The organism is Cellulosimicrobium composti, assembly GCF_010287905.1.
GTDB lineage: Bacteria > Actinomycetota > Actinomycetes > Actinomycetales > Cellulomonadaceae > Cellulosimicrobium > Cellulosimicrobium composti.
The window spans coordinates 1-17,801 of record NZ_JAAFAN010000077.1 but is presented as its reverse complement, the minus strand read 5'-3'; the positions used below and the strand labels follow the sequence as shown (position 1 = coordinate 17,801).

General features: G+C 74.9%; 16 protein-coding genes and 1 pseudogene. 6 read left to right on the top strand and 11 right to left on the bottom strand.

What is annotated here, in order from left to right; all coding sequences use genetic code 11:
* Window positions 1-154 precede the first annotated feature (154 nt).
* The 3 genes from GYH36_RS16985 to GYH36_RS16975 form a co-directional block, all read right to left on the bottom strand.
* Window positions 155-907, bottom strand: a complete 753-nt coding sequence (locus GYH36_RS16985) for an ABC transporter ATP-binding protein (RefSeq protein WP_024839367.1) — start codon at window positions 905-907, stop codon at window positions 155-157.
* Window positions 907-1,725, bottom strand: coding sequence for an ABC transporter permease (locus GYH36_RS16980; RefSeq protein ID WP_231492780.1), 819 nt, complete (start codon window positions 1,723-1,725; stop codon window positions 907-909). The genes GYH36_RS16985 and GYH36_RS16980 overlap by 1 nt, the downstream gene beginning before the upstream one ends.
* A 78-nt stretch (window positions 1,726-1,803) precedes the next feature.
* On the bottom strand, window positions 1,804-3,657 hold the full coding sequence (locus GYH36_RS16975) for a glycosyltransferase (protein ID WP_162290457.1): 1,854 nt from the start codon (window positions 3,655-3,657) through the stop codon (window positions 1,804-1,806).
* A 267-nt stretch (window positions 3,658-3,924) separates the two neighbouring features.
* On the opposite strand from GYH36_RS16975, the gene GYH36_RS16970 reads away from it, so the two are divergent.
* From GYH36_RS16970 to GYH36_RS16960, 3 genes are read left to right on the top strand one after another with little or no spacing between them, the layout of a single operon-like run.
* Window positions 3,925-5,499, top strand: a complete 1,575-nt coding sequence (locus tag GYH36_RS16970) for a class I SAM-dependent methyltransferase (RefSeq protein ID WP_162290456.1) — start codon at window positions 3,925-3,927, stop codon at window positions 5,497-5,499.
* 12 nt (window positions 5,500-5,511) lie between these two features.
* The gene (locus tag GYH36_RS16965; RefSeq protein WP_115942998.1) at window positions 5,512-5,745 is read left to right on the top strand and encodes a DUF6752 domain-containing protein; all 234 of its coding nucleotides are present in this window, start codon (window positions 5,512-5,514) and stop codon (window positions 5,743-5,745) included.
* 46 nt (window positions 5,746-5,791) lie between these two features.
* Window positions 5,792-6,721 carry a glycosyltransferase family 2 protein gene (locus tag GYH36_RS16960; protein WP_162290455.1) on the top strand — a complete coding sequence of 310 codons (930 nt, stop codon included), beginning with the start codon at window positions 5,792-5,794 and terminating at the stop codon, window positions 6,719-6,721.
* Between the two features lie 72 nt (window positions 6,722-6,793).
* Here GYH36_RS16960 and GYH36_RS16955 read toward each other — a convergent pair whose 3' ends face one another.
* The 4 genes from GYH36_RS16955 to rfbB form a co-directional block, all read right to left on the bottom strand.
* Window positions 6,794-7,492, bottom strand: a complete 699-nt coding sequence (locus GYH36_RS16955) for a phosphocholine cytidylyltransferase family protein (RefSeq protein ID WP_024839373.1) — start codon at window positions 7,490-7,492, stop codon at window positions 6,794-6,796.
* A 91-nt stretch (window positions 7,493-7,583) separates the two neighbouring features.
* Complete coding sequence (locus GYH36_RS16950) at window positions 7,584-7,772, bottom strand: Trm112 family protein (protein WP_024839374.1); 189 nt, start codon at window positions 7,770-7,772, stop codon at window positions 7,584-7,586.
* Window positions 7,769-9,241, bottom strand: coding sequence for a phosphomannomutase/phosphoglucomutase (locus GYH36_RS16945; RefSeq protein WP_162290454.1), 1,473 nt, complete (start codon window positions 9,239-9,241; stop codon window positions 7,769-7,771). The genes GYH36_RS16950 and GYH36_RS16945 overlap by 4 nt, the downstream gene beginning before the upstream one ends.
* A gap of 61 nt (window positions 9,242-9,302) precedes the next feature.
* Window positions 9,303-10,298, bottom strand: coding sequence for a dTDP-glucose 4,6-dehydratase (rfbB, locus tag GYH36_RS16940; protein WP_162290453.1), 996 nt, complete (start codon window positions 10,296-10,298; stop codon window positions 9,303-9,305).
* A gap of 120 nt (window positions 10,299-10,418) precedes the next feature.
* Between rfbB and rfbA the strand changes: the two genes are divergently transcribed.
* The gene (gene rfbA, locus GYH36_RS16935) at window positions 10,419-11,282 is read left to right on the top strand and encodes a glucose-1-phosphate thymidylyltransferase RfbA (protein WP_162290452.1); all 864 of its coding nucleotides are present in this window, start codon (window positions 10,419-10,421) and stop codon (window positions 11,280-11,282) included.
* Here the strand turns inward: rfbA and rfbD are convergent.
* Window positions 11,255-12,148 carry a dTDP-4-dehydrorhamnose reductase gene (gene rfbD, locus GYH36_RS16930; RefSeq protein WP_115943738.1) on the bottom strand — a complete coding sequence of 298 codons (894 nt, stop codon included), beginning with the start codon at window positions 12,146-12,148 and terminating at the stop codon, window positions 11,255-11,257. The genes rfbA and rfbD overlap by 28 nt on opposite strands.
* Before the next feature lie 38 nt (window positions 12,149-12,186).
* Here rfbD and GYH36_RS16925 point away from each other — a divergent pair, with 38 nt between their 5' ends.
* On the top strand, window positions 12,187-12,804 hold the full coding sequence (locus GYH36_RS16925) for a dTDP-4-dehydrorhamnose 3,5-epimerase family protein (RefSeq protein ID WP_162290451.1): 618 nt from the start codon (window positions 12,187-12,189) through the stop codon (window positions 12,802-12,804).
* Between the two features lie 14 nt (window positions 12,805-12,818).
* On the opposite strand, the gene GYH36_RS16920 is transcribed toward GYH36_RS16925, so the two are convergent.
* Window positions 12,819-13,172 carry a DUF3499 domain-containing protein gene (locus GYH36_RS16920; protein ID WP_009863301.1) on the bottom strand — a complete coding sequence of 118 codons (354 nt, stop codon included), beginning with the start codon at window positions 13,170-13,172 and terminating at the stop codon, window positions 12,819-12,821.
* A gap of 114 nt (window positions 13,173-13,286) precedes the next feature.
* Here GYH36_RS16920 and GYH36_RS20420 point away from each other — a divergent pair, with 114 nt between their 5' ends.
* The gene (locus tag GYH36_RS20420) at window positions 13,287-13,865 is read left to right on the top strand and encodes a metallopeptidase family protein (RefSeq protein ID WP_312028686.1); all 579 of its coding nucleotides are present in this window, start codon (window positions 13,287-13,289) and stop codon (window positions 13,863-13,865) included.
* Window positions 13,866-13,887: 22 nt separating this feature from the next.
* Here GYH36_RS20420 and GYH36_RS16910 read toward each other — a convergent pair whose 3' ends face one another.
* Both GYH36_RS16910 and GYH36_RS16905 read right to left on the bottom strand, forming a co-directional pair.
* Window positions 13,888-15,678 carry a DUF5719 family protein gene (locus GYH36_RS16910; protein ID WP_162290450.1) on the bottom strand — a complete coding sequence of 597 codons (1,791 nt, stop codon included), beginning with the start codon at window positions 15,676-15,678 and terminating at the stop codon, window positions 13,888-13,890.
* A gap of 5 nt (window positions 15,679-15,683) precedes the next feature.
* Window positions 15,684-17,801: pseudogene (locus tag GYH36_RS16905) on the bottom strand (glycosyltransferase family 2 protein); the annotation flags it as partial.

Genomic DNA, 17,801 nt, shown 5'->3' with positions numbered 1-17,801 from the left:
GCTGTCGTCCGCCGTCGCTGGGTCCGCGGCGTCGGGGCCCGGGCCCCCCCCCGCGAACGGCGGGGGGGGGGGGGCCGGGGGGGGGGGCGGGGGGGCGGGGCGCGGGGGCGCCCCCCCCGGCCCGGTGCGCCGGCGCACCCGAGGAGGACCGCGCTCAGCGCTCCTTGGCGTACAGGTCCAGGACGTCGTCGAGCGGGCCGTCCGCCCGGAGCTCGCCGCCGCGCAGGTACAGGCCGCGCGTGCAGAAGCGCTGCAGGTCGCCGTTGTTGTGCGAGACGAGGAACAGCGTGCGCCCCGCCGCGAGGAGCTCGTCGATGCGGTTGTAGCACTTGTCGCGGAACGCCTTGTCGCCCACGGCCAGGACCTCGTCCACGAGCAGGATCGGCCCCTCGAGCTGGGAGACCACGGAGAACGCGAGGCGCACCTGCATGCCGGACGAGTAGTGCCGGTAGGGCGAGTCGAGGAACTTGTGGATCTCCGCGAAGTCGACGATCTCGTCGAAGCGCGCGTCGATCTCCTTGCGCGACATCCCGTGGAGGCCTGCCGCGAGGTAGATGTTCTCGCGCCCGGTGAGGTCCGGGACGAAGCCGCCGGTGATCTCGATGAGGGGCGAGACGTCCGCCCGCACGGTCGCCCGGCCCTCGTCCGGCAGCAGGACGCCCGTGACGACCTTGAGGAGCGTCGACTTCCCCTGGCCGTTGCGGCCGATGACCCCGATCGCCTCGCCCGGCGAGACGTCGAAGGAGACGTGGCGCAGCGCCCAGAACGAGTCGCGGGCGGGGCCGCGGTCGCGGCGCAGGATCATCTGCCGCAGGCCGGCGCTGCGCCGTCCGCGGTCGAACTGCACGCCGACGTCCTTCACCGAGATGATGGGGTCGGGAAGCCCCGTGAGCGAGGTCGTCGCCATCACAGCTCCTTCAGCATCGAGCGCTCGGACCGCGCGAAGACGAACCACCCGAACACCAGCGTGAACACCGACAGGCCCCCGGCGATCGCGATCGCGTCCCAGTGCACGGCGTCGGGGAAGAAGCCGGCCCGGTAGGCCGTGATGATGCCGCTCATGGGGTTGAGCAGGTACAGCGTCTTGAGCACCTGCGGGATCCCGGCGTCGTAGACGTCCTGGATGCCGTACAGCACCGGCGACGCGTAGAAGAGCACGCGCATCGCGACGCGGATGAGCGGGTCGATGTCCCGCAGGAGCACCTCGAGCGGGGCGAGGAGCAGGCCCAGCCCGGACAGGAGCAGGAGCTGCATGACGATCGCGACGGGGAACAGCCACAGGTGGGCGTTGACGTGGGGGTGGTAGATGAGCAGGAAGATCCCGAGCACCGGCAGGGAGAACCCGAACTCGACCGTCTTCGACAGCACGACGCGCAGCGGCCAGACCTCGCGCGGCAGCCGCGTCGAGCGCACGAGCCGCGAGTCCTGCCGCAGCGACCGCGAGCTGTCGCCCACGCAGTTCTGGAACCACGTCCAGGGCAGGAGCGCCGCGAGCAGGAAGATGATGTACGGCTCCTCGCCCACCGGGCGCGAGAAGATCTTCGTGAAGACGAACCAGTAGACCGCCGCCATGAGCAGCGGGTCGAGGATCGACCAGAAGTATCCGAGCAGGGAGTCCGCGTACCGGACCTTGAGGTCTCGACGGACGAGGAGGCCCAGGACGGAACGGGCCTTCCACAGCGTCATCGGCCTGTTCACGGCCGCGACGACGCCAGCTTCACTCACTTGTTCCTCCACGCGCTCGGCGCCTCGCTCCCGAGGCCGTCGCACACCCTATCGCCGCCGGACGACCCGGTCGGACGCTCAGTCCTCGTCATCGGAGATCCCGATGGTCGCGCGCCACGCGGACGGCGCGACGAGCGCCTCCGCCCGGGACCGGTACGCCTCGCGCAGCTCGGGCCAGCGGCGCCGCAGCTCGCGGTGCAGCGCGACGGACTCGCGCCACAGGGCGACGAACGCGCGGCGGTCGCGCACGTACCAGCTCCCCGTGCGGTCCTCGCCCGCGAGCACGAGCACGCTGTCGTACCGGGGCAGCTCCCACCACACGCCCTGCCCGCGCTCGAGCTGCACGTCGGGACGCGTCCGCTTCTCCGGCCGCACCGGGAGCAGCAGCTGGCGCGCGACCGCGCGCAGGGTGAACAGCGCGAGCGCGACGCCGCGCGGCCCGTGGCTGCGGCCGGAGACCGGGACGTCCGGGCGGACGGCGGGCGGCGCCGGGGAGTCGACGGTGTACGTGCGCGCCTCCCCGAAGTCCTTCGCGAGCGCGCGCAGCTCACCGAGCCGCGTGCCCATCGTCGCGTGCAGCCGGCCTGGGCCCCGCAGCACGTCGCGCAGCGCGGCGTTGCGGAGCGTCACCGCGTAGTACTGCATCGACAGCAGGTGCTTGAGGTTGAGCCGGCCGCTGTCAGCGAGCAGCGCGCCGCCGTGCTCCTCCTGGGAGTGGAGCAGGGCCGAGACCACGCGGTTGCGCGCGTGGAAGTACGCCTGCCAGTCGATCGCGTCGTCCTTGTCCTGCCACGTGATGTGCCACAGCGCGACGCCGGGCAGCGAGACCGTCGGGACCCCCGCGGCCTTCGCGCGCAGGCCGTACTCGGCGTCGTCCCACTTGATGAAGAACGGCATCGAGAGCCCGATCTCGCGCACGACCGCGGTCGGGATCAGGCACATCCACCAGCCGTTGTAGTCGGCGCGGGGCCGGCGGTGGAGCCAGCGCGTCGCGCGCAGCGACTCCTGCGAGAAGTCGACGAGGCGGTGGTCGGGGTCGGCCGGGCCCCACATGAAGTTGGACTGCTGGACGATCTCGCTCACCGCGTGCAGGTTGGTCGGCCGGTACATGTCGAACATGTGGCCGCCGACGATCGTCGGGCGCGAGCACGCGTCGGCGAAGCGCACCGCGCGGAAGATGCTCTCCGGCTCGATCGCGACGTCGTCGTCGAGGAGCATGACGTGCGTGGAGCCTGCGGCGTCGGCCTCGAGCATGCCGCGCGAGAACCCGCCCGAGCCGCCGAGGTTCGGCTGGTCGAGGACGCGCAGGCGGTCGCCGAGCGCGTCGCGGGCCTCGTCGAAGCCCGGCTCCGCGGCGACCTTCCGGGTGCCCTGGTCGACGACGACCACGCGGTCGAGCACGCCGAGCACGTCGTCGTCCGTCGCGAGCGCGCGCAGCGTCCGGACGCAGTAGTCGGGCTTGTTGAACGTGGTGACGGCGACCGTGACGGTGCCGTCCGACGGGACGTCGTCGACCTCCCAGCGCCCGGGCCCGATCTCGACGTCGGCCGACGCCGTGACCTCGAACCAGCACCACCCGCCGTCCGCGGCGCCCGCCGTCGGGACGTCGAGCCGGACGGTCTGCGCGCCGTCGAACCGGACCGCCTCGAGGCGCGTCGCGTGGCCGCGGGCGTCCGTGCGCACCAGCCGGACCTGCCCCCGGCCGCTCAGCTCGAGCACGAGCGAGACGGTCCGCACGTCGGTGCTCGCCGCCCAGTGCATGAGGGGGAACGCGTTGAAGTACGACGCGAAGGACACGTCGCTGCCCGCGACCAGCCGTGCCGTGCGGCGCGAGACGACGTCGAGCGAGGACGTGACGCCGTGGGGGCTCTCGACGTACAGCGGGAGCTTGTCCAGTTCCGTGGGGTAGACGACGTGCTGGACGGTGATCACGGTGAGCGCCTCGCAGGATGGGTCGAAGAACCGGACGGCCGAGAGACGTGCGCAGCGCCCGGGGGCGGCGCGTCGGCCCGATGGCACAGGCTACCCGCCTCCCTGCCCGGGACGGCCGAAATCGGCGCGGTTCACAGAATGTGCAGATCGCGTTCACGAACGCGTCGGCAAGCGGTCTTCCGGCCGTCGCTGCCGTAAACTCGGGCCCGCCTCGGGAACGCCTCACGCGCCCGCAGGACCCGCCGACACCCGACCCGAAGGGCTCCCATGTCGCGTCGTCCGGTCACGACGTCCCACGAGCTGCGAGCGAGCCGCTCGCGCCTGCGCCTGCCCGCGCGCGTCCCGGACGACGTCTCCTCGCTCGACGTCCGTCTCAACGGGCACCGGGTCTGGTCGATCGACCTCGTGTCCGACGAGCGGCAGCGCGAGACCCTGGAGCACCGGTGGCCCGCGCCGATCGTGCCGTTCCTCGACGGGACCGCTCGGGTCGAGGTCGCGGACTCCACGACGGGGGACGTCCTGTGGAGCACCGACGTGCGGTTCGGGCGCTCGGACCGGCCCGTCGAGGTCGTCGACGCGCTCGGGCGCCACGTCGCGCTCAACAAGTGGGGGCGCCTCGGCAAGACGTTCGACGGCGCGGACGAGGGCCTGCAGCAGCGCCTGCTCGACCGGCTCGACGTGCTCGTCGACCTGCTGCACGAGCTCGGCCTGCGCCCGTTCGTCGTGGGCGGCACCCTCCTCGGCGCGGTCCGGTCGGGCCACATCCTCCCGCACGACGACGACGCCGACCTCGCCTACCTCTCCGAGCTCAGCCACCCCGCCGAGCTCTCGCTCGAGAACGCGCGCATCGCGGCCGACCTCACGGGCCGCGGGTACGAGATCGTGCGGCACAGCAACGCGCACCTGCAGATCACGTTCCGCCGCGAGGACGGCCTCGTCGACGGGTACATCGACATCTTCACGGCGTTCTTCACGCCCGACGGGCAGATCAACCAGCCGTTCCACGTGCGCGGGCCGATGCGGCGGGAGTCGATGCTGCCGTTCTCGACGGTGACGCTCGAGGGCCGCGACTACCCCGCCCCCGCCGTGCCCGAGGACTGGCTCGTCGTCAACTACGACGAGAACTGGCGCACGCCGCTCCCGGGCTACAAGCTGCGCACGCCGCGCGCGACGGCGCGCCGGTTCCGCAACTGGTTCGGCTCGTACAACTTCCAGCGCGACTTCTGGGAGGACCGCTACCTGTACGACCCGACGAGCGGGGCCGACACGGACCTTCGGGGCGCCGACGCGCTGCTCGCCCGGACCGAGGACGGCGACCTCGTCGTGGACCTGGGCTGCGGCGCGGGGACGGCCGCACGCCACCTCGCCGCGCACGACCGCCGCGTCGTGGGGGTCGACTACGCCGAGTCCGGGCTGCTGCGTGCGCGCCGCCTGACCGACGAGGCGACGGCCGACCGGATCACCTGGCTGCGCCGCAACCTCATCGACCTCCGCGAGGCGGCGGACGTGATCGCGCTGCTCGCCGAGGAGGGGCGGCGCGCGCACGTGCTCGCCAACCACCTGCTCGAGCGGCTCGGCCACCACGGCCGCGCGACCGTCTGGCGTACCCTGCGCCAGTACGCCAAGGCGGGAAGCGTCGTCGCGCTCGTCGTCGACACCGTGCCCGACCCGGACGTGACGTTCCGCGACCCGACGACGTGGCACCTGACGATCGAGGAGATCGAGCGCGAGCTCGCTCCCCTGGGCCTCGCCCTGGAGGGCACGACCCCCCTGCGCGGGACCCCGCGCGACGAGGTCCGCGAGCCCGTGCTGACCTACCTGACCACCGCAGCCCCGAGCTGAGACGAGGACGACATGAAGCAGAAGATCATCGCCGTGGGCGACCGGGTGGCGCCCTCCCTCATGGCGCGCCTGCGAGGCAAGCCCCTGCCGAACCACGCGACGGTGCTCGCGGAGCTCCAGCAGCTGCGCGAGGACGTGCGCGACCTGCGCGCGGAGATCGACGAGTGCCGGCGCGACAACGTCCGCATCGCCGAGCTGACCGACGTCGTCGAGGCGCGCCTCGCCGCCCCGCGGTCGGCGGACTGACCGCCCCGCGCCACCGACCTCGACCCCACGGAACAGCGAGCACCCCATGACACAGAACCCCCACGTGGCAGCCGTCGTCGTGACGTACAACCGTCTCGAGAAGCTCAAGAAGGGCCTCGCCGCGATCCGCGCGTCGAGCGTGCGCCCGCAGACGATCCTGCTCGTCGACAACGACTCGACCGACGGCACGGGCGACTACCTCCGCTCGATCGCGGGTGACGAGGACGTCCACGTCCTGTCCCTGCCGAAGAACGTCGGGGGCGCGGGCGGCTTCGCCGCCGGTCTGCGCCGGGCGTACGAGCTCGGCGCGGACTTCTTCTGGATCATGGACGACGACTGCTACCCCGAGCCGGACGCGCTCGAGCGTCTCCTCGACGAGCACCGCGCGGTCGAGGAGCACGTCCACGACCGCGTCCCGTTCGCGTGCTCCGTCGTGAAGTTCGTCGACGGCCAGCTCTGCGAGATGAACGAGGCCGTGACCACGTGGGACTGGCCGCGCTACCTGGTCCAGGGGCTGAACTCGGTCAAGGTGCGCGAGTGCACGTTCGTCTCCGTCCTGCTGCCGCGCTGGACCGTCGAGGAGCACGGCCTGCCCCTCGCCGAGTACTTCATCTGGTACGACGACAAGGAGTTCACCAAGCGCCTCTCGGGCCGCACGCGCCCGGGCATCCAGGTGCTGGACAGCTACGTCGTGCACGACATGGGCGACAACAAGGGCGTGAACTACGGCCAGATCACCGCGCAGAACGTCTGGAAGTTCAAGTACGGCGCCCGCAACCAGTCGTCGTACCGCTGGCACTACGAGGGCAAGCTCTCGTGGATCACCTACGTGAAGACGGTCGTCGGCAAGATGCGCCGCGGCGGGGTGCCGCGCAGCCTGCAGCTGCAGATGGTCCGCCAGCTCCTCGCCGGCATCCGCTTCAACCCGCAGCCGCAGTTCCCGCAGCGCCCGGCGAAGGCGCCGAGCGCCGGCTGACCCCGGCCGCGACGAGGACGGGCCGGTCTCCCCGCGGGGAGACCGGCCCGTCGTGCGTCGTGCGGGCGGCGCTCAGAGGAACTCGTTCGCCCGCTCGAGGTCCTCGGCGAAGTCCACCTCGACCGCGTACAGGTCCGAGACGTCGACGGGCACGACCTGGAGCCCGTCCTTCTCGATCGCGACCTCGATGCCGCGCTCGAAGTAGTCCTGGTCGCCGACCTCGGCGAGCCGCGTCACGAGCGCCGCCTTGTCCGCAGGCGCGACGAAGTTGATGCCGACGGCCTCGCCGAGCGCGCCCTGGACCGTCTTCGACAGCTCGTCGATCCGCCCGTCCGCGTCGACCGTGTACTTGACCTCCTCGTCGCCCACCGCCGCGGTGTTGACGCTGACGAACGACTGCCCGGACTCGATGTACGGCTTGAGCCGCTCGAGGACGCGGGGGTCGAACACGACGTCGCCGTTCATCCACAGCACGCCGCGGTCCCCCGTGGCGCGCAGCGCCTTGAGGAGGCTCTTCGACGTGTTCGTCTGGTCGTAGAGCTCGTTGTACGCGAACGTCACGTCGGGCGCCGCCTCGAGGATCTGCTCGAGCTTGAACCCGACGACGACGAGCACCTGGACGTCACGGCCGAACGCGCCGCGGACGTTGCCCAGCTGCTGGGCGAGGATCGTGCGCCCGTCCTTGAGCTCGGTCAGCGGCTTCGGGAACGGCCGGCCGAGGCGGGTCCCCATCCCGGCGGCCAGGATGACGACCTGGGGCGCGTTGCTCACGGTGTGTCCTTTCGTCTCTCGCTCCGGCTCGCCGACGAGCGGAGCACCGCACCGACTCTACCGACCGGCACGCCGTCGGCCGCGCACGCGGCTAGAGCTCGCGCGCGTCGTCCGGCAGCAGCACGGGGATGCCGTCGCGCACCGGGTAGGCCAGCGGGCGGTCGGGGTCGGTCGAGTGCAGCTCGGGCTCGCCCGACGGGCCGGTGCCGTCCACGAGGCGCGCACCGGTCACGGGGCACCGCAGCGCCTCGCGCACCCAGGGGTCGATCTGCAGGCTCATGCTCGCTCCTCGTCGTCGTGCGCGCGCACGAGCGACAGGACGTCGTCGCGCACCTTCTCCATGATGTCCTCGTCCGCCGCCTCGACGTTGAGCCGCAGCAGCGGCTCGGTGTTCGACGCGCGCAGGTTGAACCACCACTGGGGGTGGGAGTCCCAGTGCGAGACCGTGAGGCCGTCGAGCTCGTCGACCTCGACGGGACCGGCGCCCTGCTGGGTCACGTACGCCTCGACGACCCGGGCCCGTGCGGCGGGCACGTCCGCGACGGTCGAGTTGATCTCGCCCGACGCGACGTACGGCTCGTACATCTCGGCGAGCGCCGACAGCGGGTGCGGCTGCGACCCGAGCGCGGCGAGCACGTGCATCGCCGCGAGCATCCCCGTGTCCGCGAAGAAGAAGTCGCGGAAGTAGTAGTGCGCGCTGTGCTCGCCGCCGAACACCGCGTCGTTGTCGGCCATCTGCGCCTTGATGAACGAGTGGCCCACGCGCGTGCGCACGGTCCGCGCCCCGGCCGCCCCGAGGAAGTCGGGGACCGCGCGCGACGTGATGAGGTTGTGGATCACCGTCGGCGTGCGGCCGGCCTCGACCTCCTTGGCGACCTCGCGCAGGCCGACGAGCGCCGTGATCGCCGACGGCGACACCGGGTCGCCGTGCTCGTCGACGACGAAGCACCGGTCCGCGTCGCCGTCGAACGCGAGCCCGAGGTCGGCGTCGTGCTCGACGACCGCGGCCTGCAGGTCGCGCAGGTTCTCCGGGTCGAGGGGGTTCGCCTCGTGGTTCGGGAACGTGCCGTCGAGCTCGAAGTACAGCGGCACGACGTCGAGCGGCAGCGCGGGCAGGCCCGCGCCCGTGCCGAGGACGGCCGGTACGGTGTGCCCGCCCATGCCGTTGCCGGCGTCGACCACGACCTTGAGCGGGCGGATGCCCGTCAGGTCGACGAGCGAGCGCAGGAACGCGGCGTAGTCGGCGAGCATGTCCTGGTCGGTGACCGTCCCGGGCTCGGCGGCCGCCGCCGGGAGGCCGTCGTCGAGGTAGCCCTCCGCGAGCCGGCGCACCTTGGCCAGCCCCGTGTCCTGACCCACCGGTCGCGCGCCCGCGCGGCACAGCTTGATGCCGTTGTACACCGCCGGGTTGTGACTCGCGGTGAACATCGCGCCGGGCACGCCGAGCGCGCCGGACGCGTGGTAAAGCCCGTCCGTGGAGCACAGCCCGATCCGCACGACGTCCACGCCCGCGTCCGTGAGTCCCGCCGCGAACGCGTCCACGAGCGCGGGTCCGGAGTCGCGCATGTCGTGCCCGACGACGACGCGCGGCCGCGCCGGCGCGTCGCCCGACCCGGCGGGCGCCTCGGGCAGGACGACGGCCCGCGCGAACGCCGCGCCGACGGCCCGCGCCACCTGGGGGTTGAGCTGGTCCGGGACGGTGCCGCGGACGTCGTACGCCTTGATGAGGTGGGAGAGGTCGGTCGTCACGCGCCCACTGTATCCGCGCGCGATCCGCACGCGTCGCGGCGCCCTCCCGGCCAGGATGCCGCTACTGCCCGCTCGCGGCGTACCGGGCCTCGGTGCGCGCCTTGGCGGGGCGCCACCAGTCCTCGTGCTCGCGGTACCACTCCACGGTCCGCGCGAGCCCCTCGCGGAACGACGTGTACCGCGGCGCCCAGCCCAGCTCGGTCCGCAGGCGCGTCGCGTCGATCGCGTACCGCAGGTCGTGGCCCGCGCGGTCCGCGACGACCTCGTAGTCGTCGCGGTCGCGGCCGAAGATCTCGAGGAGGTCCTGGACGACCTCGAGGTTCGAGCGCTCGCCGTCCGCCCCCACGAGGTACGTCTCGCCGGGCGTCCCGCGCTCGACGATCGCCCAGACCGCGTCGTTGTGGTCGTCCACGTGGATCCAGTCGCGCACGTTCGCGCCCCGGCCGTAGAGCTTGGGGCGGCCCCCGTCGAGGAGGTTGGTGATCTGCCGCGGGATGAACTTCTCGACGTGCTGGTACGGGCCGTAGTTGTTGGAGCAGTTGGAGATCGTCGCGCGCACGCCGAACGAGCGCACCCACGCGCGCACGAGCAGGTCGCTCGACGCCTTCGTCGACGAGTAGGGCGACGACGGGTTGTACGCCGTGGCCTCGGTGAAGCGCCCCGGGTCGTCGAGCTCGAGGTCCCCGTAGACCTCGTCGGTCGAGACGTGGTGCAGGCGCACGCCGTGGCGGCGCACCGCCTCCAGGAGCGTGAACGTGCCGACGACGTTGGTCCGCACGAAGGGCGACGGGTCCGTGAGCGAGTTGTCGTTGTGCGACTCCGCGGCGAAGTGCACCACGAGGTCGGCCTCGGCGACGAGCCGGTCCACGACGTCCGGGTCCGCCACGTCGCCGACCTCGAGCCGTACGCGGTCGCGCACCGGGTCGAGCGAGCGCGCGTCGCCCGCGTACGTCAGCGCGTCGAGCACGACGACGTGCGCGTCGGGGCGCGTCTCGACCGTGCGACGCACGAAGTTCGCCCCGATGAAGCCGGCGCCTCCGGTCACGAGCACCCGCACAGCCGACCTCCTCGACGCGTCCACCTGCCGCGGCGAGTCTATCGACGGCGCGTCGCGTCCCGGCCCGTCACCGGGCATTTCACCCGCCGCCGGGCGCGGCTCTCGTGAGAGCCTTCCGGGATGAAGGGGATCGTCCTGGCAGGGGGCGCGGGCACGCGCCTGCACCCCATCACGCTCGGCGTGAGCAAGCAGCTCCTGCCCGTCTACGACAAGCCGATGGTCTACTATCCGCTCTCGACGCTCCTGCTCGCCGGGATCCGCGACGTCCTGGTCATCACGACGCCGCACGACGCCGCCGCGTTCGAGCGCCTGCTCGGCGACGGGTCGCAGTTCGGGATCTCCATCTCCTACGCGGTGCAGGCCGAGCCGAACGGGCTCGCGCAGGCGTTCGTGCTCGGCGCCGACTTCCTCGACGGCGACTCCGCGGCGCTCGTGCTCGGCGACAACATCTTCTACGGTCCCGGTCTCGGCGACCGCCTCCAGCGCTTCGCCGGGATCGACGGCGGCGCCGTGTTCGCCTACCGCGTCGCCGACCCGACCGCGTACGGCGTCGTGGAGTTCGACAACTCCGGGCGCGCGCTGAGCATCGAGGAGAAGCCGCAGCGGCCCCGCAGCAGCTACGCCGTGCCGGGCCTGTACTTCTACTCCGCGGACGTGGTCGACGTCGCGCGGTCCCTGCGCCCGTCCGCGCGCGGCGAGTACGAGATCACCGACGTCAACCTGCACTACCTGCGCGAGGGGCGGCTCCAGGTCGAGGTCCTGCCGCGCGGCACGGCGTGGCTCGACACGGGGACCGTCGACTCGCTGCTCGACGCGAGCGACTTCGTCCGCACGATCGAGAACCGGCAGGGTCTGAAGATCGGCGCGCCCGAGGAGGTCGCGTGGCGGCGCGGGTTCCTCGACGACGACGCGCTGCGCGAGCGTGCCCGCTCACTCGGGCCCTCGCGGTACGGCGCCTACCTGCTGTCGCTGCTCGACGCGTGAGCGCCCGGACCGGCCAGCACGTGCGGCGCCGCGGCGCGCCAGCGCTCGCGCCAGTCGCCGAGCGGCTCGACCCCCGCGCGCCGCAGCGCGTCGTGCCCGAGGACGGACCACGCAGGCCGCGGCGCCGGCCGGGCGACGGCGGCGCTCGTCGTCGGGCGCACGAGGTCGGGGTCGAGACCGGCCGCGCCCACGACCTCGCGCGCGAGCTCCCACCACGACGCGCGCCCCGCGGACGTCCCGTGGTAGACCCCGCCGGGCGCGCCGGCCCCGACGAGCCGCACCACGAGGTCCGCGAGGTCCGCGGTCCACGTGGGCTGGCCCACCTGGTCGTCGACGACGTCGAGCGCGCCCCGCTCGCGCGCGAGGCGGGCGATCGTGCGCGGGAAGCACGGGCCGTGCGCGCCGTAGAGCCAGGCCGTGCGGACGACGAGCGCGCCGGGGTGCTCGGTGCGCACCGCCCACTCCCCCGCCGCCTTGGAGCGCCCGTACGCGGAGCGCGGGGCGAGGGGCGCGTCCTCGGCGTAGGGGGTCCCGCCCCCCGCGGGGACGACGCCGTCGAACACGTAGTCGGTCGAGACGTGCACGAGCCGGGCGCCGTGCCGCGCCGCGGCCCGGGCGACGTGCTGCGCGCCGACGGCGTTGACGGCGAACGCACGGGCCTCGTCGTCCTGCGCCGCGTCGACCGCCGTGTACGCCGCGCAGCCCACGACGACGTCCGCGCCGTCGACCGCGCGGTCCACCGCGGCGGGGTCCGTCACGTCGAGCCCCGCGCGGTCGAGACCGCGCACGTCCTCGCCCCGCGCGCGCAGCACGGCGACGAGGTCCGTGCCGAGCATCCCCCCGGCCCCCGTGACCAGCCACCGCACCACGACCACCTCCGCACGGCACCCTACCGAGGAGCAGCATGAACGTCCGCGAGCTCACCGTCCCCGGCACGTGGGAGCTCACGCCGCGCCAGCACCCCGACGAGCGCGGCGTCTTCCTCGAGTGGTTCACCGCCCCGGCACTGCGCGCCGCCACGGGGCGCGACCTCGACCTCGCGCAGGCCAACGCCTCCGTGTCTCGCGCGGGGGTCGTGCGCGGCATCCACTACGCCGACGTCCCGCCCGGCCAGGCCAAGTACGTGACGTGCGTGGCCGGCTCGGTGCTCGACGTCGTCGTCGACCTGCGCGTGGGCTCGCCCGCCTTCGGGCGCTGGGACGCCGTGCTGCTCGACACGCGCGAGCGCCGCGCGGTGTTCCTCCCCGAGGGCGTCGGGCACGCGTTCATGGCGCTCGAGGACGGCTCGACGGTCGTCTACCTGTGCTCGAGCGGGTACGCGCCCGCGCGCGAGCACGCCGTGGACCCGACCGACCCCGAGATCGGGGTCGAGTGGCCGACGACCGGCCCGGACGGGCGCGCGCTCGTGCCGTCGTTCTCCGCCAAGGACGCCGCGGCTCCCTCGCTGCGCGAGGCGCTCGCGGCCGGTGCGCTCCCGCGCGCGGACGAGGTCGAGGCGTTCGTCCGCACCCTGCGGGGCTGAGTCGGTCGGCCGGCTCAGTCGGCCTCGGCGCGCAGCACCCGCAGGTGCCCGCGGCGGCCGACCTCGGTGACGTCGGGCGGCTCGGGCTCGGTGCGCACCTTGCCCGCCTCGCGGACGGCGTCGGCGAGCGCGGACAGGTCGTCGTCGCTCGGGCCGGTCTCGACGAACTGCGGCGACAGCCGCACGACCTCCCACCCGCGCGGCGCGGTGAGCCGCTCCGCGTGCTCGGCGCACAGGTCGTAGCTGTGCGGCTCGGCGAGGTGGGCGAGGGGCCCGAGGACCGCCGTCGAGTCGGCGTAGACGTAGGTGAGGGTCGCGACGGCGGCACGGACGCACGCCGTGCGCGAGCACTGCCTGACGGATCTCACGGGGTGACCTTACGCCTTCCGGGCGCCTCCCGGAGACGGCACACGCCGTCACGCCGGGGCGAGCGGCGCGTCGCGCACGCGCCGCTGCCGCGGCGGGCCGACTAGAGTCGTGGTGTGCGTGGCAACACTCCCAACCCCGGCTCGCGTCCCGAGCCCGCCGGCGCGGGGCGCCGGGCGCGCGACCGCTGGTCGCGGCGCGCCACGCCCGCCCCTCCCCCGGTCTCGTTCGACGACCTCGTCATCCCTCCGCGCGCGCCCGTGCTGGGAGGCGGCGGCCCGGTGCCGCGGCGCCGCGACCGCCGGGGCCGCGGGATCCGCGGCCCGCTCCTGCCGCCCACCGCGCCCGCGAGCCGCACGCGCGCCGAGAAGTTCGACGACCTCGTCCTGGACGTGGTCGAGCGCATCGAGCACACGTGGGCGAAGCAGCTGCGCGGGACGGAGTTCGCGGTCGAGGACGTCCCGCCGTCGGACCCGGCCCCGTGGGAGGACGGCGGCGTCCCGCTGGGGCGGTGCTTCCCCGCGGAGTCGGGCCAGCCCGCGCGCGTCGTGGTCTACCGGCGGCCGGTCGAGGCGCGCGCGATCGACGCCGAGGACCTCGAGGACCTCGTGCGCGACGTCCTCGTCGAGCAGGTCGCGCACCTGCTCGCGCGCACGCCCGAGGAGATCGACCCGCGGTACACGGGCGACCGCTGAGCCCCGGCGACCGCCCGCGTCGTCAGGAGCCGAGCCCGGCGGTGTCCGTGGCGCGGACCTCGACCTCGTGCGGCGCGGGCGGGTCGGTCACGGGGAGCAGGACCGACACGAGGCCGGGCGTCTCGTCGCCCTCGTCACCGCTCGGCGGCCCGGCGCTCGCCGTGACCGACCACACCGGCTCCAGACCCCCGCGCGCGCCGACGACGTCGACCGTCACGGCCGCGGGCACGGCTCCCGCGTCCTCGCCGCCCAGCGTGGCCACGTCGAGCGACTGGGCGCGGCCCGCGGCGAGCCGCACCGTCGTCGCACCGCTCTCGGCGCCGTCCTCGCCGTAGGCGCGCACGCGGAGCTCGAGCGTCCCGGTCGGCGCGTCGTCCTCGTCCGTGGCCGCCGCGGGGACGGCGGCCAGCGTCAGGGTCGACGCGGTCCCGGGGACGAGCGCGACCTGCCCCGCGTCGGCGTCCTCCGGGGGCGTGCCGTCGTCGGGCGTGCCGTCGTCGGGCGACCCGCCGGGGGCCGTCCCGTCGGTGGTCGACCCGTCCGGGGCCGGCGCGAGCGGCTGCGCCGCGATCCACGCGCGGTCGTACCGGCGCTCCTCGTGCAGGAGGTCGGGGTCGGGCTCGCCGCGCCGGTCGACCGCCGCGCCCGCGACCACGGGGACGTCGGCGTGGACGGCGACGGCGTACGAGCCGGCGGGCAGCCCGCCGAGCGAGACGTCGGTGACGACGCCCGGCGTGAGCGCGACCTCCTCGACGCCGCGCAGCGGCACCGGACCGTCCTCCCCGTAGACCGTGACGCGGGCCGTGCCCGCCGCGTCGCCCGGCGCCAGGAGACGCAGCCGGGGCGCGTGCGGGTCGTCGACCGCCTCGCCCGCGCTCGCGACACCGGCGAGCGCCAGGTCCTGCGCGGGCTCGGCGCCGGGGACGACGTAGTCGACGCCGAGCGGGACGAGCCCGTCGAGCGTCGAGTGCTGCAGGTAGGCGGTGACGAGCCCGCCGGAGGCCGCGACGTGCACGACGAGCCGCCGCTGCTCGGGGGCCGCCGCCTCGACGAGGGTCACGACCTCCTCGCCCGGGCCCACGAGCTGCTGCCCGCCGCCGGACAGCACGGCCTGGCCGCCCTGACCCCAGACGCCGACCTGGACGACGGCGGGCGTGAGACCCGGGTTCTGGAGCACGAGCTGGGCGCTGCTGCCGATCTGGGTGCTCCCGCCCACGAGCCACTGGCTGATGCCGGGGCGCGAGCAGCTCGCGGCGGCGAGCCCGCGGAGGTCGCCGTCGGTCGTGACCGAGCCGACGGACGCCGCGACGCGCGGCGGCTCGCCGTCCCCGGGGCGCACGGCCAGGACGGCGCCGGTCGACGGGTCCTCGACGTCGGCCACGCCGACGTCACCCCCGGGCGCGCGCTCGACGGGCGTGGCGTCGCCGGCCGCGTCACCGAGCGCGTCGAGGTCGGCCTCGCCGTCGCCGCCGACGACCGCGCGCAGGCTGCTCGTCGTCCCCACGGGGGCCGGGCCGAACTGCGCGTCCCCGACGGTCTCCGGGTCGGTGAGCCGGGCCGGGCCGGGGCACACCGTGAGCTCCTCGGCAGGCTCGACCGCGACCTCCTGCACGGCGTCCGCCGGGGCGGGCGCCGCGGGCAGCAGCCCCGTGCCCGTCGTCCCGAACGCGGCGACCGCGCCCACGGCGAGCACGCCGACCAGCCCGGCGCCCGTCGTCGTGACCCGCCGCACCACCGCGCGCGTCCTGCCCCGCGGCGCGCGGGCGCCCTCGGGAGCGCCCTCGTCCCGGGCCGTCTCGTCCGTCGTCGACACCGCGCCTACCTCGTCCCCGCCCGGCGACGCCGGACCGGCACCGCGAGCAGCACGTACACGAGCAGGGTCGCCCCCGCCGCCGTCATCCAGCCGGACCGGTGGTCCGCCGCGTGGTACACCTCGAGCCGCCCCGCGTCCGCGCCGAGGGCGAAGGCCTGGAGCCCGCCCGTCGTGGCCGGGTCGACCGCCTCGAGCGCCCGGCCGTCGAGCGTCGCGCGCCACCCGGACGACGCGTTCTCCGCGAGCACCACGACGCGGTCGTCCGCGCCGGCGTCGACCGCCGTGTCGACGGGTCGCAGGGCCGCGCGGTCGGCGTCGAGCGACTGCGTCCCCGCAGCGGACTCGACGCGCGCGTACGACGGCTCGACGCCGTCGGGCGCGACGCGCCACAGGAGACCCGACCGCCCCTCGGTCACACGCTCGAGCCCGGGCACCATGTCCAGCCGCGCGACGAGCTCCGCGCGCGCCTGGTCCGCCTCCGTCGCCGCGGGCAGGAGCACCGCCCCGACGCCGAGGCGCGCGAGGCCGTCGGCCACGTCGGTCGAGGTCCCGGAGACGAGCTCGGCGACGAGCCCGGGCAGGTCGCCCTCGGTCGCGCCCGGGTCGGCCGCCCGCCACGTGTGCACGACGACCGAGGAGTCGACCGCCTGCGGCCCGTCCGAGCGCAGCGCCGCGTACTCGACCACGCCGCCGGCCCCGAGCTCGAGGCTGAGCACGCGCGCCTGCCGCGGGGAGGTCTGCATCTGGCGCCCCACCGGCGGCACGACGGGCTCGGTGGTCGCCCGGACCTCACCGACGCGCGCGTCGTCCCGGTCGAGCACCCCGACCGTCCACGACGCCGCGTTGCCCAGCGGGAGCAGCGTCACCACGAGCGCGAGCGCGACGACCGCGCCCGACCGCCACGCGGGCGCGCCGTGGTCCGGCAGGCGCGGCACGCCGACCAGCGCCGCGCCGAGGAGCGCGAGGAGCGCGAGCGAGATCCCGGCGCCGGGCCAGCCCGTGACCGGGGCGCTGGGCGTCGCCCCTGCCGCGACGACCGTCGACCCGGCGAGCAGCGCGGCGGCGAGGCCGAGCGCCGCGACGAACCACGCGCCGACGGCGAGCCGACGGCCCCGCAGGACCGCGACGAGCGCGAGCACCGCGACGACGGCGCCCACCGTGAACGGCGCCCACCGCGCGAGGAGGTCGACCGCGCCCGAGCCGTCCCGGCCGAACCACGCGCCGACCGCCGTCGGCAGGCCGAGGAGCTGCTGCCACGGCGCGGCGGGCGCGGCCTCGACGGGAGCGCCCGGGTCCGCGAGCATCAGGCGCCACCCGCCGTCGCCGGCCGTCCGGGCGACGTGCACGAGGAACGGCGCGAACAGCACGACCGCCGGGACGGGCACGAGCGCCAGGTAGCGCCGGTGCGCGCGCACGCCGAGCGCGACGATCCCCAGGACGAGCACGCCGACGGGCAGGAGCACGGGCGCTCCGGCCACGGCGACGGCGAACAGGAGACCGGCGGTCGCGGCGGCCGCGAGAGAGCCCGGCTCGCGCCGGGCGGGCGCGCGCGTCGCGTCGGGCGTGGGCGGGGCGACGAGGTCGACGCGCTGCAGCCCGAGCGCGCGCACGACGGCGAGCGCGAGCCACGGCAAAGTCGCGTGCACGAGCACGGCACCGACCCGGCCCGCCCCCACGGCGGAGAGCAGGACGGGCGCGGCGACCCACACGAGCGTCGCCCACGCCCGCACGGGGACGGAGCGGACGAGCGCGCCGGCGGCGAACCACGCGCCCAGCCCGGCCACGAGGAAGCACGCGGGGACGAGGAGGTCGACCGCGACCTGCGTCGCCCCGCCGGCGAGCACCGACGCGGGCACGAGCGCGGAGACGAACGGGTCGGCCGGGGCCGGGGCGCCGAGCCCCGTCGTCACCCAGCCGGTCGTCGCGGCGCGCCACACGTCGCCGAGCGTCCCCGTCGCGGGCAGGAGCGCCCCGCCGACGAGCCGGCCGCCGGCGAGCAGGGCCCCCGCGAGCGGCCCGAAGACGAGCGCGGTGAACGCGAGCAGCACGACGGCCGTCGCGGCGAGCCCGGCACGACGGCGCGCGGCCAGCGCGCGCAGCTCGCGCCGCTCGATGTCGGTGGG

Coding starts and splice junctions, on each gene's coding strand:
- rfbA (WP_162290452.1), top strand. CDS start 10,419: ATGAAGGGGATCGTCCTGGCAGGGGGCGCGGGCACGCGCCTGCACCCC.
- GYH36_RS16970 (WP_162290456.1), top strand. CDS start 3,925: ATGTCGCGTCGTCCGGTCACGACGTCCCACGAGCTGCGAGCGAGCCGC.
- GYH36_RS16925 (WP_162290451.1), top strand. CDS start 12,187: ATGAACGTCCGCGAGCTCACCGTCCCCGGCACGTGGGAGCTCACGCCG.
- GYH36_RS16950 (WP_024839374.1), bottom strand. CDS start 7,772: ATGAGCCTGCAGATCGACCCCTGGGTGCGCGAGGCGCTGCGGTGCCCC.
- GYH36_RS16985 (WP_024839367.1), bottom strand. CDS start 907: ATGGCGACGACCTCGCTCACGGGGCTTCCCGACCCCATCATCTCGGTG.
- GYH36_RS16965 (WP_115942998.1), top strand. CDS start 5,512: ATGAAGCAGAAGATCATCGCCGTGGGCGACCGGGTGGCGCCCTCCCTC.
- GYH36_RS16960 (WP_162290455.1), top strand. CDS start 5,792: ATGACACAGAACCCCCACGTGGCAGCCGTCGTCGTGACGTACAACCGT.